This is a genomic window from Massilia sp. TWP1-3-3, from assembly GCF_049897805.1.
In the GTDB taxonomy this organism is placed as follows: Bacteria; Pseudomonadota; Gammaproteobacteria; order Burkholderiales; family Burkholderiaceae_D; genus Telluria_A.
The window spans coordinates 111219-127955 of sequence record NZ_JAFCWX010000002.1; the positions used below are offsets into that span (position 1 = coordinate 111219).

Annotated in this window: 17 protein-coding genes and 1 tRNA gene; 7 read left to right on the forward strand and 11 right to left on the reverse strand. The window is 63.1% G+C overall.

What is annotated here, in order from left to right; genetic code table 11:
- Positions 1–5 precede the first annotated feature (5 nt).
- From ACP7D4_RS02235 to ACP7D4_RS02265, 7 genes are all read left to right on the forward strand, one after another.
- Positions 6–767, forward strand: coding sequence for a cytochrome c1 (locus tag ACP7D4_RS02235; RefSeq protein ID WP_426207650.1), 762 nt, complete (start codon positions 6–8; stop codon positions 765–767).
- A 119-nt stretch (positions 768–886) separates the two neighbouring features.
- On the forward strand, positions 887–1498 hold the full coding sequence (locus tag ACP7D4_RS02240) for a glutathione S-transferase N-terminal domain-containing protein (protein ID WP_054265664.1): 612 nt from the start codon (positions 887–889) through the stop codon (positions 1496–1498).
- Positions 1499–1624: 126 nt separating this feature from the next.
- Positions 1625–2116, forward strand: a complete 492-nt coding sequence (locus ACP7D4_RS02245; RefSeq protein WP_426101748.1) for a ClpXP protease specificity-enhancing factor — start codon at positions 1625–1627, stop codon at positions 2114–2116.
- Positions 2117–2143: 27 nt separating this feature from the next.
- Positions 2144–2219, forward strand: a tRNA-Thr gene (locus ACP7D4_RS02250).
- 245 nt (positions 2220–2464) lie between these two features.
- A complete protein-coding gene (locus ACP7D4_RS02255) occupies positions 2465–4471 on the forward strand; it encodes a hypothetical protein (RefSeq protein ID WP_426101750.1) in 2007 nt (668 codons plus the stop codon).
- Between the two features lie 148 nt (positions 4472–4619).
- Positions 4620–4823, forward strand: coding sequence for a hypothetical protein (locus ACP7D4_RS02260; RefSeq protein WP_426101752.1), 204 nt, complete (start codon positions 4620–4622; stop codon positions 4821–4823).
- Positions 4824–4863: 40 nt separating this feature from the next.
- Positions 4864–5637, forward strand: coding sequence for a GIN domain-containing protein (locus ACP7D4_RS02265; RefSeq protein WP_426101754.1), 774 nt, complete (start codon positions 4864–4866; stop codon positions 5635–5637).
- 60 nt (positions 5638–5697) lie between these two features.
- Here the strand turns inward: ACP7D4_RS02265 and ACP7D4_RS02270 are convergent, their stop codons facing one another.
- The 11 genes from ACP7D4_RS02270 to ACP7D4_RS02320 form a co-directional block, all read right to left on the reverse strand.
- Complete coding sequence (locus ACP7D4_RS02270) at positions 5698–6012, reverse strand: BON domain-containing protein (protein WP_426207651.1); 315 nt, start codon at positions 6010–6012, stop codon at positions 5698–5700.
- A 91-nt stretch (positions 6013–6103) separates the two neighbouring features.
- Entirely contained in the window at positions 6104–7150 is a 1047-nt protein-coding gene (locus ACP7D4_RS02275) for a tetratricopeptide repeat protein (RefSeq protein ID WP_426207652.1), read from the reverse strand.
- Positions 7151–7163: 13 nt separating this feature from the next.
- On the reverse strand, positions 7164–8102 hold the full coding sequence (locus ACP7D4_RS02280) for a type II secretion system F family protein (protein ID WP_426101760.1): 939 nt from the start codon (positions 8100–8102) through the stop codon (positions 7164–7166).
- A gap of 10 nt (positions 8103–8112) precedes the next feature.
- Positions 8113–9090, reverse strand: coding sequence for a type II secretion system F family protein (locus ACP7D4_RS02285; protein WP_426207653.1), 978 nt, complete (start codon positions 9088–9090; stop codon positions 8113–8115).
- A 17-nt stretch (positions 9091–9107) separates the two neighbouring features.
- A complete protein-coding gene (locus tag ACP7D4_RS02290) occupies positions 9108–10454 on the reverse strand; it encodes a CpaF family protein (protein WP_426101764.1) in 1347 nt (448 codons plus the stop codon).
- Between the two features lie 15 nt (positions 10455–10469).
- The gene (locus ACP7D4_RS02295) at positions 10470–11645 is read right to left on the reverse strand and encodes an AAA family ATPase (RefSeq protein WP_426101766.1); all 1176 of its coding nucleotides are present in this window, start codon (positions 11643–11645) and stop codon (positions 10470–10472) included.
- 196 nt (positions 11646–11841) lie between these two features.
- Complete coding sequence (locus ACP7D4_RS02300) at positions 11842–12117, reverse strand: hypothetical protein (protein WP_426101768.1); 276 nt, start codon at positions 12115–12117, stop codon at positions 11842–11844.
- 12 nt (positions 12118–12129) lie between these two features.
- Entirely contained in the window at positions 12130–13731 is a 1602-nt protein-coding gene (locus tag ACP7D4_RS02305) for a type II and III secretion system protein family protein (RefSeq protein ID WP_426101770.1), read from the reverse strand.
- 34 nt (positions 13732–13765) lie between these two features.
- Positions 13766–14638 (reverse strand): Flp pilus assembly protein CpaB, encoded by an 873-nt coding sequence (gene cpaB / locus ACP7D4_RS02310; protein ID WP_426101772.1) that lies wholly within the window; start codon positions 14636–14638, stop codon positions 13766–13768.
- The gene (locus ACP7D4_RS02315) at positions 14635–16050 is read right to left on the reverse strand and encodes an ATP-binding protein (RefSeq protein WP_426207654.1); all 1416 of its coding nucleotides are present in this window, start codon (positions 16048–16050) and stop codon (positions 14635–14637) included. Before ACP7D4_RS02315 ends, cpaB begins: the two co-directional genes overlap by 4 nt.
- A gap of 103 nt (positions 16051–16153) precedes the next feature.
- Complete coding sequence (locus ACP7D4_RS02320; protein WP_426207655.1) at positions 16154–16687, reverse strand: A24 family peptidase; 534 nt, start codon at positions 16685–16687, stop codon at positions 16154–16156.
- Positions 16688–16737: the final 50 nt, after the last annotated feature.

A 16737-nucleotide genomic window follows, 5' to 3' on the forward strand; every position in this document is an offset into this window, starting at 1 on the left:
TTTACATGAATTTTGCTCAAAAACTGATCGCTATCCTGGCATTGCTGCCGGGCCTGGCATTCGCCAACTCCGGCGGCCACCCGCTGGACAAGGCGCCGGCGCGCGCCAGCATGTCGTCGCTGCAGAACGGCGCCAAGCTGTTCGTCAACCATTGCCTGAACTGCCACTCGGCTTCTTCGATGCGCTACAACCGGTTGCGCGACCTCGGCCTGGACGAAGCGCAAATCAGGGAAAACCTGTTGTTCACGCAAGATAAAGTGGGCGGCATGATGACCACCGCGCTGCGTCCGGAAGATGCCAAGGTCTGGTTCGGCGTCGTGCCGCCCGACCTGTCGGTGATCGCCCGCGCCAAGGCCTCGCCGTCGGGCACCGGCGCCGACTACCTGTACACCTACCTGCGCACGTTCTACCAGGACGACACCCGTCCGACCGGCTGGAACAACCTGGTGGTGCCGAACGTGGCCATGCCGCACGTCATGTGGCAGATGCAAGGTGTGCGCACCGTCAAGATGGTCGAGCAAGCTGATCCGCACGAACATGGCAAGATGGTGCATGTGTTCGGCGGTTTCGAGCAAGTCACCCCTGGCACCATGACGCAGCTTCAGTTCGACGAAGCAACGGCCGACCTGGTGAACTACATGGGGTGGATGGCCGAGCCTGCTGCTGCCACGCGCAAGAAACTCGGCGTCTGGGTCTTGTTCCTGATGTCCTTCTTCGTCCTGTTCGCCTGGCTGCTGAGCAAGTCGTACTGGAAAGACGTTAAGTAAGCAAGGCCCGGTCATCAAGTAGCTACGTATGTAAGTCTTTCATTGCCCGCCTGGCGGGCAATCATTTCGGGGTGATCCACTTGTGGCTTCACCCCCTTTGTTTCTAAGGAACTATAACAATGATGGTTCTCTACTCCGGCACAACGTGCCCGTTTTCCCAACGCTGCCGCCTGGTCCTGTTTGAAAAAGGCATGGACTTCGAAGTGCGCGATGTGGATCTGTTCAACAAGCCAGAAGACATTTCGACGATGAACCCGTACGGCCAGGTGCCGATCCTGGTCGAGCGCGAACTGATTCTGTACGAATCGAACATCATCAACGAATACATCGATGAGCGCTTCCCGCATCCGCAACTGATGCCGGCCGACCCGCTGATGCGCGCGCGTGCCCGCCTGATGCTGTTCAATTTCGAAAAAGAACTGTTCGTCCATGTGCACGTTCTCGAGTCCGAGCGCGCCAAGGCCAACGACAAAAGCCACGACAAGGCCCGCGCCGAAATCCGCGACCGCCTGACCACGCTTGCGCCGCTGTTCCTCAAGAACAAGTACATGCTGGGCGACGAGTTTTCCATGCTGGACGTTGCGGTCGCGCCATTGCTGTGGCGTCTGGATCACTATGGCATCGAACTGTCGAAGACGGCTGCGCCGCTGATGAAGTACGCCGAGCGCATTTTCTCGCGCCCTGCCTACATCGAAGCGTTGACGCCATCGGAAAAGGTCATGCGCCGTTAAGCGCAACGCTCTCCGCAGCTTGCCTTAGTTCCTGCAGGTCCCGCAGTTCCGTTGCACGCCAGTTGGCACGTCACCGTGCAAATCGCAGTAAACTGGCGTGCAACGCGTTTCAACTACTCAAAGAACATGCCTGATATCTCAACCAAGCCCTACATGCTGCGCGCCATCTACGAATGGTGCACCGACAGCGGCTTTACGCCCTACCTGGCCGTCAAGGTCGACGCCGGCACCACCGTTCCCATGGAATACGTCAAGAAGGGCGAAATCGTGCTCAACATCAGCTTTGGCGCCACCTCGGGCTTGAAGATGGACAATGACGCGGTTGCCTTTCATGCCCGCTTTGGGGGCGTTTCACGCGAGATTTACGTGCCAGTGCACAATGTGCTCGCGATCTACGCCAATGAAAACGGCCAGGGCATGGCGTTTGAAGTCTCGGGCAGCGCCGCCGAGGCGGCTGCCGCCGCGCCTGCCGACAGCCCGTTAAGTACGGCGCCCTCGCTGGCATCGGTACCCAGCAGCGTGCCGGAAAGCGTTCCAGCCAAGCTCTCGAGCGCGCCAGACGACAACAACGAACCGCCGAAAAAGTCCGGCCGACCGACACTGACGCGTATCAAATAGCGTATAATCCGGGCGTGTAAAAGTTTCGCCGACTTAGCTCATTTGGTAGAGCAGTTGATTTGTAATCATCAGGTGGCCAGTTCGAAACCGGCAGTCGGCACCAAAAATTAGCGCGCAAGCAATGCCTCAGGTGAACTTCACCTGAGGCATTTTTTTTGACTGCGTCGCCTTGCCTGGTGTTCAATGCACACTGGCGTCCATTGCTGCCGTGTACACTGGTTGCGGCACCACCCGGCGCTACCACTCACACGATTGTGCGTGCTATACCGACCCAGACGCCAGGAACGGGCCCGGCCATGCTCGGCGCGACACCAGAGCAACCAGCATCTCGACCTGACTAAACGAAAAATGAATTCACTGGGAAAGTTCTCTGTACACCTGCGGGGGAAATGGCTGGGATTGCTATACGTGTACGTCTCTTTGATGGGATGGCATGTTTTCACCGCCAGATCAGCAAACCTGGCAGTTGCCATTGGTTTGCTGACCGCAGTGATCGTCGCTTTTCTGTTGGGGGACATACTGCTCAAGGTGATGCTCAACGACAAGGAGACCTTTGACAACTTGTCGTTCAGATTGCTCAGCGGTGTCCTAACGGGAATCGTACTGCTCTATGTATTGGCGCTTGTACTTCGCTTCGGTTTGCTCACTGACGCGGCGATCATTGCAATTGCTGCCATCGCTATCTGGATTTTCGTCCGTCGAGGTCGCTGGACGAAGGCGTTGTCCGGTGGCAGTGCGGCAGAATCAACGTTTATCGCCCTTGCCCTGCTGGCGACAACCCTGTGGTGCAGGGATTTGTTCAGTCCCATCAGTAGCGCTCATTCTGTCACCATCGTCCCGGCCTGGCAGGACGTTTTCTACCATCTGAGTCAAATCACCGCTTTCGCGGGATCGACCGGCGCGTCGACAATTTATGACGTGCGCATGGCGGGGGTTGTTGCTCACCCTTATCATTTCGCAAGTTATGTAGTCCCCGCACTGATGGTCAGTGCCGCTGATAGCTCGGCGTGGGTTGCCTACGCAAGTTTCCTGGTTCCGGTCAGTATATTGCTGACTTTTTTCGCTGCGTATGCGCTTGCCGCCCCAGTGTTCGGCAACTGGGGCGCAGGGGTTGGAGCGCTCGCAGTTCTCATCTTGCCCGATGCCGCGCAACAAGGTTTTGGCAACCCATTCATGAGTTATCACTGGTTGCAACAGGTAGCACCGGCAAGCGGCTATGGCGTGGCTAGTGCGGCACTGTCGTTCCTGTTGATGATGGAAGCATGCCGTAGCCGAAGAATAGGGCTTATTTTCGCCAGCTATACGTTTTTACTTGTCACCTTGGTCTTCAAAGCGCAAATATTCGTCGCCATTGCCTTGCTGGTTTTGCTTTTTCCGGCATTGTTTTTCGCGGGATTGTTCCTGTGGCAGCGCTGTGCTATCGCGGCACTGTTCACCACGGTCTTTATAGCCGTCGTCAATATCTCGCAGCAATTGGCGAGCGTACCAGTGATTCGGCTTGACGGGTCCAGCCTCTCGACATTTTCTCAGTCGATCCTCAACATGCAGCGTCCGGGTCTGGTAAAAACGCTCTTCTCCGATAGTCTTCCTGTGACCAGTGGGCACGGCATCATGTTCGCACTCATGCTGCTCGTCATTACGTTCGGCTTCTTTCCTGTTGCGTATGGATTCCTGCTCAAGCGCTTGCGTCGGGAGTTCGAACCCGTCGTGTGGCTTTTCCCGATCCTGGTCGCCGGAACCTTTCTGGTCATGGCCACCGGGCTCGCCCTGGACGACCGTCATGTCGGCATGCCGGAGGAACTGCTGCACAGGCCATTCGTCTGGGCTTACTTCGTGCTGGTGCTCTGGGCGACATCAGGCGCGTATCGCCTGCGCTTTGGCGACGCGCCGCCGGGCAAGTCCAGTGCCGCCCGCTGGGGCTGGGTCGTGCTCGTTGTCACGCTGGTCATCCCAGGCGACTTCGGTAGCCGGATACAGACCATGCCAATTTGGAATGTCGCGCACCCCGCCTTTTCTGACTGCCTGATGCGATCGGCTGATTTTATCAAGGCCCACAGCTTGGCCAGCGATATCGTCCAGGACGCAGGCAATGACCCCAAGCTCATCCTGACAGCCTTGAGCGCTCGCAAGCCCTATGTGATCAAGTATGGCGGGATGCGCCCGCCGATGGCCAAACGACTGCAAGCAATTGCCGATATCCGCTCCGCTGCGACCTGGGATCAGGCATCGGCCCTGGGCAAGCAGATCGGCATCGCGTGGTGGGTGACGCGACCCGGCGCCAGCGTGCTCTGGCGTTCGGTTGCCAGCCAGCAGGCAGCCTTTACTTGCGACAAGTATCAGGTATTCCGCTTCTGAGTCAGCTCTTGCCGCGCCGGCGCCGTCATCTCCCGCATGCGTATTCTATTCCGCCATATGCGCATTCCGTCGCAATGCGCTCGCTCACGGGGTGGCCCCTGTTTATAGTTCACTCAAGCAAACGAACTAATACACAGAGGAACTCACAATGAACATCGCAAAAAACATGGAATTGATCTTCGTCGCAGCCGTCGCCGTCGTCTCGATGACGGGCCTGGCGACCGCGTCCTCATCTGCCCACAAGCCGGCGCCCGTTGAAGTCGTCAAGGTCGGCACCGTGCCCGAGATGATGGTCATCACCGTCACCGCCAAGCGTTTGAGCGCCGCTGAAAAAGCGCAGCTCGGCAACTAATTCGCGCCAGACATTGACGACACAACACCGGGGAATCAGGATGAACAAGTTATTCGGCATGGCGGTCATGGCGGCAACACTGTGCGCAACAGCGGGCAGTGCGTTGGCTGACGAGCGCATCGCGCAGAAACGCGGCATCAATGCGCGCGTGGCGAAAGTGCAGCTGGGCGGCGTCATCAACCTGCACATCACGCAGGGGGCCACGCCTTCCCTGGTCTTGATCGGCGACAAGGATAACATTGCGAAAGTGATCGTCACCCAAAACGGCGACACGCTCAATATCGATTCCGAAGGCACCCGCAGCTGGCATATCGGCAACAACAAAAAATACGATGTGCGCGCCGAACTGACCGTGCCAAACTTGAATGAACTGGTGTCGCACGGCGTGGGCGCCACCGACGTGAGAGGGTTTACCGGCAAAGAACTGAAGCTGTCGCTCGATGGCGCCGGCTCCGTCAACGTCGACAGTACCTACCAGAACCTGACGGCGCGCCTGGGCGGCGTGGGAAGCATGACGCTCAAGTCGGGCAATGCCGATCAGGTCGATATCAAGCTGCGCGGCGCCGGCCACATCGAGATCAGCGGCACCAGCAAGCTGCTGCGCGCCGACCTGGGCGGCGTGGGTGGACTCGACGCACAGAAACTCGTGGCCGACACGGTCGAACTGGACATGTCGGGCCTGGGCAGTGCCAGCGTTTACGCCAAGAACGGCGCCAAGGTCAAGCTGAGCGGCATGGGTTCGGCCACCGTGTACGGCAAGCCGGCAACGCGCACTGCCGACGCCAAGGGGATGGGCAGCATTTCCTGGGAATAAATCTACCCGCCCAACAACTAAAGCCGCCCGATAACAGGCGGCTTTTTGCTGCGCGCGGCGCTAGCGCTTGACGGCGATGTCGTTCTTGACGTTCTTGACGCCTTCGATGCCGCGCGTCAGCTGCACCGCCTTGGGAATATGTTCGGGCGCGCTGACAAACCCGCTCAGCTGCACCGTTCCCTTGTAGGTTTCCACGTTGATTTCCGTGGCCTTGAGGTCGGGATCGGCCACCAGGGCGGCCTTGACCTTGCCCGTGATCATGGTGTCGTCGATGTATTCGCCGGTGCTGGCGTGTTTGCTGCTCGGCGCGCAAGCGACCAGCGTGACTACGAGCAAGCTGGAAAGGACGGTGCTGATACGGTGTGCGATCCTCATGATGGACTCCCCTTATCTGGTTGGTCCGTCCTATTTTCGGGTCAGAAGCCAGTCCGCATTTGATCTGCGCCAAACGAACAGGCTTGCGATGTTAACCCTGTTCAGGCGCTGCATTGCGCGCCGTGGCCAGCACGGGGGCGTCGGTCTCCTTCATGTCGCGCCCGATGACCAGCCGGATGTCGGCGCCGCCCACGCTCTCCACCTGCACCAGCTGCATGGCCCCGACCCGCTCGGCCAGGCGCAAGGCGGTGTTTTTGAACGCCACGCTATACTCGACGCGCGAGCGCAGCACGCCAAAGCCTTTTTGGTTGGTCAGCCGCACCACGCGCGTGCTGCCTTCGTTCATGGTGCGCGCCAGCTTGCGCGCCATGCCGCCCACGCCATTGCCATTGCGAATTTCGAGCATGGCGCGCGCGGAAGGCGCCGCCGCCAGCTTGACGGCGCCGTCCGCCTCGACCCGGCGCAAGATGAACACGCCGCCTTCGGTCTGGCGCACTTCGGTCTGGGCCCAGCCTTCCGGATTGCCGTTGTCCTTTTCTTTTTCCCGGGCGGCCTTGAGCGCCTCGTCGATCGCGGCCACGCCGGCGCGCGGCGCGAGCGCATAATCAGCCTTGAAGTCGTGGCCCAGCAAAGCGGCGGCCTGGCGGTACATCGCTTCGGCGCGCTCGCTTTGCCCGGCCTTGCCCAGCACATTGCCAAGGTGGTGCCAGGCGCGGTAATTGAGCGGGTCGAGCAGGCAGGCTTTTTCCAGCGCGGCCTGGGCCGACGCCAGGTCGCCGCGCAGGAAGTAGGCGTAGCCCAGGTTGCTGACCATGTACGCGCTTTCCGGGCCGCTGGCGGCGTCGGTCAAGCTCTCCCACAGCGCGATCGCCTTGTCCAGCTCACCCTGTTCGGCGTACAGCGAGGCCAGGCCGTTGCGCGCATCCACATGCATGGGCGCGGCCTGCAGCGCAGCCTGGTAGTAGCGCAGCGCCTGTTCGGGATGCCGTTCCAGGTGATGGGTGCGCCCCACCAGGTAGGCATGTTCGGCGTCGATCGCGCTTTGCTCGCCCGATGGCAGACGCAAGGTGGTGCCGGCGCACGCCAGCAGCAGTGAACCGGCAACCAGCAGGGAAAGACGTTTCAGGATGGTTTGCATGATGGTTCCTTTTTCAGTTGGTGCCGGCAATCTTGCTCATGGTGCGTGCGACCTGGATCCCGGCCGGACCGACCAGCACGATGAGCAGCGTCGGGAAGATGAAAAAGATCAGCGGGAACAGCAGTTTCAGGGCGATTTTTGCGGCCGCTTCCTCGGCCATCATGCGCCGCTTGGTGCGCAGGTTGTCCGAGTGCACCCGCAGCGAGGTGCCCATGCTGGTGCCGAAGCGCTCGGACTGGATCAGCATCGCGACGAGCGTGTCGACATCTTCCACGCCGCTGCGCAGCGCGAAATTGCGCAGCGCCCGCTCCTTGGTGAAGCCGGCCCGCATTTCCATCAGCACCAGCTGCAGTTCCTGCGCCAGCACCATGCTCTTGACATGGATTTCGCCGGCCACCTTGACCAGCGCGCGCTCGAGCGACAGACCGGCCTCGACGCATACGGTGAGCAGGTCGAGCGCGTCGGGGATGGTTTCGAAAATATCGCGCTCGCGGCGCCGCGCCACGCGTTCAAGCACGAAGTTGGGAATGTAATAGCCGAAGGCGGCGGTGCACAGCAGCAGAACCATGAAGCGGCGCGGCGGCATGCCCGGCGCGTACAGCATCACGAGCAGCGCCACAATGCCCGGCAGTCCCAGCGCCAGGACCGTCTTGGCGCCGAAATACAGCGTCGCCGCGCCCGGGCTGCGCCAGCCGGCGTTCATGAAGCGGGTGCGCAGCGCGGAGCGCTCCCAGCCTTCCTCGGGCAGCGACAGGCGGCTGAAAGGCTGGGCCACCTTGACCACTTTTTCAACCCAGCCGTCGCTCTCGAGCGCGCCCGGCTCGGCCGTCCCGTGCACACCGTCGAGCCGGCCGCGCAGGTAGCCGGGCGAAAACAGCTTCATCGCCAGCAGCGCGACGGCGCCGACGATCGTGAAGATAACGATCAAAAACAGGATAGTAGACATGGTCATGGCATTCTCCTTAAACCCGGATGTGGATCAGGCGGCGGATCCAGAGCACGCCGATGAGTATCATGGCCGCGCCCCACCACAGCATCTTGATGCCCATCGGGTCGGTCCACAGCACGCTGACATATTTGGGGTTGGCGATCATCATGAACAGCATCATGCAAAACGGCATCAAACCCAGCACCCAGGCCGACATCCGCCCTTCGGCCGACAGTACGCGCACCTTGCCGATCAGTTTCAGGCGCTCGCGGATGATATGGCTGATATTGCCGAGAATTTCCGCCAGGTTGCCGCCCGACTCGCGCTGGATGACCACGGCGATGACGAGGTAGCGCATATCGGTCAGGGGAATCCGGTCGGCCAGGTTGTACAGCGCTTCATTCATCGGCACGCCGTAATTGACTTCCTCGTGCGCGGCGCGAAACTCGCCCGAGAGCGGCTCGGGCAACTCGGTGCCGACCATCTGCAGCACGTTGGTAAACGAGTGGCCGGCGCGCATCGCGCGCGCCAGGAAGTCGGCAGCTTCCGGCAACTGCTCTTCAATCTTGATCAGGCGCGCGCTGCGGGCGCGCCGCAGCAAGATGTATGGCACGCTCATGAACAGCACGCTGAGCACCACCTTCGCCAGCAGCGGCGCCGGACGCAGTTGCAGCACCACCAGTGCCAGCAGCAGCCCGCCGAGCGTGGCGCCGATGAACTGCGCCACCGACCAGCGCAGGCCGGACTGCAGCAGCGCGCGGTCGATCGCGTGCGCCAGGCGCATGCGCTGCAAGAGGGCATCGAGCCACTCGCCGCGGCTGTAGCGGCGCTGCTTGAGGATGGACACCTGTTCGCGCGGGTCATCGATGCCGCCCGACATCAGGCGCAAGCGGCGCGTTATGCGCCGCGCGCCGCCGCCGTGGGTGCCGGACCACCACAGATAGGCACCCTCGAACAGCAGGATGACCGCTGCGAACAGCAGCACGGAAAAGCCATAGAACACTGCGTCCATCATTGTCTCCTGGCGGTTTATTCGTAGATGCGGGAGGGGTCGAACGCGTTGTCGGGCACGGGCATGCCGAACAGGCGCAGGCGGTCGGCAAAGCGCGGCCGCACGCCGGTGGCGCAAAATTGGCCGAGCACCTTGCCATCCTGAGCCACGCCGGTCTGTTCGAACTTGAAGATTTCCTGCATGGCGATGATGTCGCCCTCCATGCCGGTGATTTCCTGCACCGACACCAGCTTGCGCGCGCCATCGGTCAGGCGCGTCACCTGCAGCACCACCGTCACCGCCGACGCGATCTGCTGGCGCGTGGCGCGCGGAGTCAAGTTCAGGCCCGCCATGCCGACCATGTTCTCGAGCCGCGCCAGGGCGTCGCGCGGGGAGTTCGAGTGAATCGTCGCCAGCGAGCCTTCGTGCCCGGTATTCATCGCCTGCAGCATGTCGAGCGCTTCGGCGCCGCGTACCTCGCCCAGGATGATGCGGTCGGGGCGCATGCGCAGCGCATTTCTCACCAGCGCGCGTTGCGGCACTTCGCCCTTGCCTTCGATGTTGGGCGGGCGCGTTTCAAGGCGCACCACGTGCGGCTGGCGCATCTGCAGCTCGGCCGCGTCCTCGATCGTGATGATGCGCTCGTTGGCGGGAATGTAGCCCGACAGCAGATTGAGCAAGGTGGTCTTGCCGCTGCCGGTGCCGCCCGAGATCAGGATGTTGACCTTCGAGTGGCCCAGCGCCTGCAGCACCTGCACCATGGGCGGCGTCATGCTTTTAAAGGCGAGCAGGCTTTCGGACGTGAGCGGCGTGGCTGAAAAGCGCCGGATCGACAGGATCGGGCCGTCCACCGCCAGCGGCGGGATGATCGCATTCACGCGCGAGCCGTCGGGCAGGCGGGCGTCGACCATCGGGCTCGATTCGTCGACCCGGCGTCCGACCCGCGAGACGATTTTTTCGATGATCTTCATCAGGTGGGCGTTGTCATGAAAGCTGATGTCGGTCAGCTCCAGCTTGCCCTTGCGTTCGACGTATACGCGCGAGAAGGTGTTGACCAAGATGTCCGAGACGGTCGGATCGATCAACAGCGGCTCGAGCGGGCCGAAGCCGAGCATCTCGTGCTGGATGTCGAGCACCAGGTTGTGCCGCTCGTGCTGGTTCAGCACGATGCGCTCTTCTTCGATGATGCGGGCGATCAGCAGCGCCAGTTCGTGCTTGAACTGCTCGGTGGTCAAGCGCTTCAAGCGCTCCAGGTCGATCCGGTCGAGGATCATCTGGTGCATGTTCTTCTTCAGTTCCTGGTAGGCGTGGTTGGCCGATTCCAGCGTGGCGGGAGTGGCGGGCCGCGCTTCGTCGGCGGCGTTTAAGCGTTCGCGTAATGTCATCAGGTTCTCCAGTACTTAATGGTCGCCGTCGCCGCGCCCGAACAGGCGGTCGAACAGTCCTTTGTTTTCCGGCACGCGGTGAGACGTGATCGCTTCGACCAGCTCGGCCATGCTGCGCGAGACGGGCGCGGTGCGCGACAGGCGCAGCACGGGCACGCCCTGGTTCACCGAATCGGTGACGGTCACGTAGTCATTCGGAATGGTGTGCAAGATCTCGGCGCCGAGCGCGCTTTGCAAGTCTTGCAGGCGCAGCTTGCCGCCCTTTTCGTAGCGATTGACGATCAGGCGCGAGTTTTCAATCGGGTAGCCGAGCGAGCGGAAGATGTCGAGCAGGCGGCGCCCGTCGCGAATGTCCGGCAAGCCCAGTTGCAGCACCGGATAGATATGGTCGGCGCTGTCGAGCGCGCGCAGCGAAATGGCGTCGATCTGGCGGCCCACGTCGAGCACGATGAAGTCGTAATGCTGGCGCGCCACGCGCATGATGGCGTCCATGTGCTCCGGTTTCAGTTCCACCGCGTGCGCCGGGTCGTCGGCCGCGGCCAGGATCCCGAAGCCCGGCGTCACGTGCACCAGGCACGATTCGAGAAACGGGCCGTCGATGCGCGCGATCTGGCTGCACACGTCCGACAGCGTCATCGCCGGGCGCTGGTCCGACACATACAAGGTGGCGTCGCCGAACTGGCCGTGCAAGTCGATCAGCAGTACTTTTTTGTCGGCCAGCGTGGCCAGCGCGTAGCCGAAATTGGTCGAGATGAAGGTCGCGCCGCTGCCGCCCTTGCACGAGATGAAGGCCAGCACTTTGCCGTCGCGCACACTGGTCACGCCGACGGTGGCGGCAATCCGGTCCATCGCTTCGTGGAAGGCGCGGTGGATCAGCGGCAGCTGCAGCACTTCGCGCACGCCGGCGCGCATCGCGCGGATCAACAGGTCTTGCTGGTGCTCGCGGGTGAGCAGCATGAAGCTGGCATCCGGATAATGCTTGGAGAGGCGCTCGAGCATGTCGGCGTCGCTTGGCTCGAAGTCATTGGCGTCGATGATCACCAGTGCCGGCGCGTCGGGAGTCAGGCGGTCCAGTGCGTCGCGCATATTGGCGCGGGTGGCCGCCAGGTTGAGCGGCGGCACGCGCGCCGCGCCTTGCGACGCGATTTCCGCGTGCAGTGCGTTGTCGCGGGTGATGAGTAGGGCTTTCATTGGCTATCCTCGTTGTTGGGCGCTCACAGGCTTGGCCGGCTGTGCCAGGCTGATACCGCTGTGACGGTGGCGAATTGGGGGCTGCCTGGAAGCGCGAGGACAACGCCGGTCCCCAACGCCCGCATGAGCGGACGCCGGGCGCCCCGGCAACAGGCGCGCTTGGCCTGCTAGGGCCGTTAGCTACAACGCGCGGCTGTCATTTTCCCTGCCCCGAAATCATCGAGCGCTGCTCGACCGGATGGGCGAAAGATGCCTCGTAGTGCTGGTTGGCGGCGGCCGCCGCGCGACCGTCAAGGCCAGTCACGGGGTTCGGGTTGGGCGAGCGCGCCGCAGCCGGGTCGATCACTTGCGCCGCGAGCGAGGCGCGCAGCGAGGTGCCGAAGTTTTTATCGAAGTTGGGACTGGTCTGGGCGCAACCCGACAGGCAGGCCAGGGCCAGCGCCGCGGCCAGGGTGGTGAGGCGAGTGTTCATCGTAATCTCCAGTTATTTGAGTTCGAAGCCGTGCGCGGTTTCGCGCGGCGGCACGCCAGCGCTCTTGGCCACCGGGGCCGGAACCCAATTGGCGGCGCCCGCATTGCGCCCGGCAGCGGCTGCGGCTGCGGGGGCGCCAGCGGCCGTGGCGCTGCCCTCTTGCTGGCCCATGATCAGCAATTGGGCGGGCGTGGGCGCCGGCGACTTGTCGGTGGGCAGCGAGTAATTCGGCGGCAGCGGCTTGACCAGGTGGACCGTGACGACGAATACCAGTTCGCTGCGGTCGTTCTGGTAGTCCGAACTGCGGAACAGGGCGCCGAACAGCGGCACCTCGCCCAGCCCCGGCAAGCCTTTCATGCTGGTCACCAGATTATTCTTGATCAGCCCGCCGATGGCGAAACTCTGGCCGTCGTACAGCTGGACAGTGGTGCTGGCGCGGCGCGTGGTGATCAATGGCAGCACCGAGCCGCCGCTGATGCCGTTGGCGGAAATGCCGATCCCTTCGCGCGACACTTCCGACACTTCCGGCGCCACGCGCAAGTTGATGCGACCGCCCGCCAGGACGGTCGGAGTGAAACGCAAGCCCACGCCAAATTCCTTTTCCTCGAGCGTGACGCGGTTGTTTTCCTGCGCCACCGGGATGAAGATGCGCCCGCCCGCCAGGAAGCTGCCTTCCTGGCCGCTGACGGCCATCACGTTCGGCTCGGCCAGGATGCGCACCATGCTGTCCTGCTTTTGCGCCTCGGCGTGCAGTCGGTTGCCGTTGGCCTTGGTGTTGTCGATCACGCCGCCGGCGGTGCCCGTGATGAAGTTGGCCAGCAGCGTGGTGGCCCAGCTGCCCGAATTGAAGCGCCAGGTGACGCCGCCTTCCAGCCGCGCCAGCAGCGTCTTGGATACTTCGGCGATCTTCACTTCCAGCATGACCTGCTGCGGCGCCGTCACGCTCAGCATATTAATCACGCGCGGCTTGTTGGTCGACTTGTCGGTGGCAGCGCCGCCCGGCGCTGCAGTGCCGGCGGCGTCGTCCTTGCGCGCCAGCGAACGCGATTCCTCGGTCACGAAGGCATTCGCCAGTTCGCCGGCGCGCACCAGGGCGTCGGCGCTCGACACGCTGCCTGTCAGCACGATGGTTTCATTGGCGCTGGTGACCTTGATATCTTTTTCGTCGGGTAGCGCGAGCGCCAGCGCCGACTCGATCGCCACCGGATCCATGATCACCATGATGTCGACCATGCTGCACGCGCCGCTCTTGCCCTGGATGATCATATTGGTGGTGCCGACGTCCACGCCGAGCAGGTACAGCGTGTCGGGCGCGACCAGCATGGCCTGGGCCACGGCGGCATTGCCCACGCTGCGGTGGCGCACCGGCTCGGGCAGGCGCATCAAGTTCGACTTGCCCATGATCAGCGTCATCTTGCCGGGGCGGGCAGCTTCGCCCACGCAGCGCGGTCCGGCGTCGGCGCGCTCGGCCGGCGCCTTGGCGGCGGGGGCTGGAGCGGCGCCGGCGGCGCCGCAGGCAAGAGCGAGCAGCAGGCCGACTGCGCGCTGCAGGGGCGTGGTGGCAAAGCTGGCGTGGTGCGAATGGTGCGAATGGTGAGTGTGGCGAGTATTCATAGCGCTCATCCCGAAAAAGTCATTGCATGAAAAATCAGAAGCATTCTTGCGACGTTTGCAGACCGTTCAGCACGCTGACGCAGTCACGCCGCTTGACCGGCGCGGGCGCCGCGGCAACGCCGGCCGGCTTGACGCGCGCCACCACTTTCTTGATGGCGGGCGCCGGCTTTTGCGTGGCGGCGATGAGCTCCAGTTCGTCGAGCAGCGTGTGCTTGGTGGCGCCGGCCGTTTTCGGCAAGGTGGCGTCGACCTGGTTGCGCAGCGCCAGCGACAGCGTGCCCACGCCGCGCGCCAGGTCGAGGTTCTCGGCCTGCTCGGGCGTCACTTCGAGCGTGACGGCGTTGACCACTTTGGGCTTGGTCTCATCGCGGCTTACTTCTTGCGCCACGGCCAGCACCAGGATCCGCTCGAGCACGATCTTGGACACCGACAGCGCGCCGCGCTGGGCGGTTTCGCCCTGGGCCGGATCGCGTTCGGTATGCACAATCACGTCGACGTAATTGCCCGGCAGCGCAAAGCCGGCCACGCCGATCACGTCGTTGACGCGCACGGTGATGGCGCGCTTGCCTTCGCTGATCAAGGCTGACATGCCACCCAGCGTGCCGCTCGGCGCGAGCTTGGCTTCGGTAATGATTTCGCCGGGCACCACGCCGACCTTGAGCACGCGCTCGGAGAGCAGCGTAGCGTCGGTAAAGACTCCCTTTGGAATGTCCTTGGCGGGCCGCTCAGCCAGCTTGAGCATTTCTGGCGCAAGCCGTTGCCCGCGGCCGACATCGGTGGTGGCGACCACCACCCGGTTCGAATTGACTTTGGCCTGGGCTTGCAGCCAAGTCCAGGCCAGCGCTACAGCGGCGACCCCGAACAGGATCGCAACGGCCAACATTACAAAAGCACGCTTGTTTTTCATGAGATTCTCTCAAGCAAGGGATCGCCGCAAACGGCGAGAAAATTGACGGACGGCTGGGAAGGCGCCGGGGCGCCGCTGATACAACCTGCGAACATGCTCGTCCATGCTTGTTCGAGCGCGGGCAAGGTCAAGCGCGGTTGGGCGCCTGCAAAGCTCGCGAAATCGGCAATACGGCTGAGCAATTCACGGGGGTAGCTGGCCAGCAGCGCGCGTCCGTGGGACGGGTGCAGGCAGGTAATGAGGTAGTCGAGCACGGCGTCGTCGCAGGCGATCCGGGTCAGGCGGCACTGGCGCCGAAACAGCGCGCGGTAATGGGTTTCGCTCAGCGCGCCGACCGGGATTTTCCAGGCCACGCGGCGCATCAAGGCTTCGTCGAGCAGCGACTGCGGCGCCAGATTGGTGGCGAACACCAGCGTGACGTCGAACGGCACCCCGATCTTGTGCCCGCCAATGAGCGTCAGGTGGTCGGCGCCGGTGTCGAGTGGCGCGCTCCAGCGGTTGAGCAGATCGGCCGGGGCGATGCGCTGGCGACCGAGGTCGTCGATCAGCAGCATGCCGTTGTTGGCCATGAAATGCGGCGGCGCGTGGTAGACGCCGCCCGTCTCGTCGTAGCGCAGATCGAGCATGTCGGGCGTCAGTTCGGCGCCCACCTGGATCAGGGGCCGCTGGCACAGGGCCCAGCGCGCGTCCACGCTGCGCCGGTCCTCGCCCTGGCGCGCCGGCACGCTGGGTGGCATGTGCAGCAAGGGATCGTAGACCAGCACGATATCCTGGTCGACCAGGATCGCATGCGGCACCGCCACCGCGCCGCGCTGCAGTTGGCCGAGGGTGCGGGCCAGCTGCGTCTTGCCGCTGCCGGACGGGCCGTGCAGCAGCAGCGAGCGGCTCGACTGCAGCGCGGCGCCGACCAGGTCGCGCACGCCCGGGTCGATGCTGTCTTCGGCGAAGGCGGCGGCCATGTCGGCGGCGCTGACGCGGCCCGACGGGCTGTGCCGGCTCGACTGGCGCAGCACCAGTTCGCGGTACGCTTGCAGCGTGACGGGCGCCGGACCGGCATAGCGGCAGCGCGCCAGAAAGTCGGCGGCGCGCTGCTTGCCGTTGCCGGTCAGCTGATAGTTGACGTCCAGGTCGGAGTCGCCGCGCGAGGCCACTTCCACGAGCTGCTCGGCAAGCATGAAGCCGAGCACTTCGCGCAGCACATTGATCGACAGGCGCAGTTTTCCGGTGAGGACCGGCAGATGAATTTTGCCGGTGGCGAACATCGACTTGGCCACCAGCTCGACGATCAGCGCGCGCTCAAGGCCCGTTTCGCGCACCGTCTTGGGCTGGGCCGGCATGCGGACCTCATCCGCTGCCGAGGTGCCGTATTGCACATCGGCGCTGCTGTTGACTGACGGTTCTGCATCGATCATTTTTTCCTACTCCCGTGCACTGTTTCTGGAGGTCATAAAATTGATTCTAGCTACGCGTGTCTGGCGCCCTTTGACACCAAGCAAGAAATGCCAAACCGCAAACTCAGGTGTGGCGCAGGTACATCACGGCGAAGGTACCGGCCGTAATGGCCACCGCATATGGCATGCCGCCCACGCTGGGCGCTGGCGCCGCAGCGCTCGCCAGTTGCGCCCCTTGCAGGCGCATGAGCACCGGCAACAGCAGCGCCAGCACATTGGCAAACGCGGTTCGCGCGCTGCCCTTGAACAGCACGATCAGCACGGCCAGTACGCCGCCGCAGCAGTAAGTTGCCAAGCTGGCCTGGAACACCAAGGCGGGACCGAGGAAGGCGCCCACGGTGCCCATCAGCTTGACGTCGCCGGCGGCCATGCCGCCGAGCAGATAGAGGGGAAGAAACATCAGCAGGCCAAGCGCGAAGCCAGCCAGGTAAGTGGTCAGCAGCGCGGACGCGGTGCCGGACGACAGATGGAGCACCATGGCGACCAGCAAGCCGCCCGCGAGCAGGCGGTTGGGGATGCGCCGCTGGTGCAGGTCGAACGCGCTGGCTAGCAGCAGGATGACGACCAGGACCAGCTCGAGTGCGGTTTGGTTGTGCATGGCAAGCTTTCCCGGTCTTGAAGACAAAAAAAGCCCTCGGCGCAGGGCCC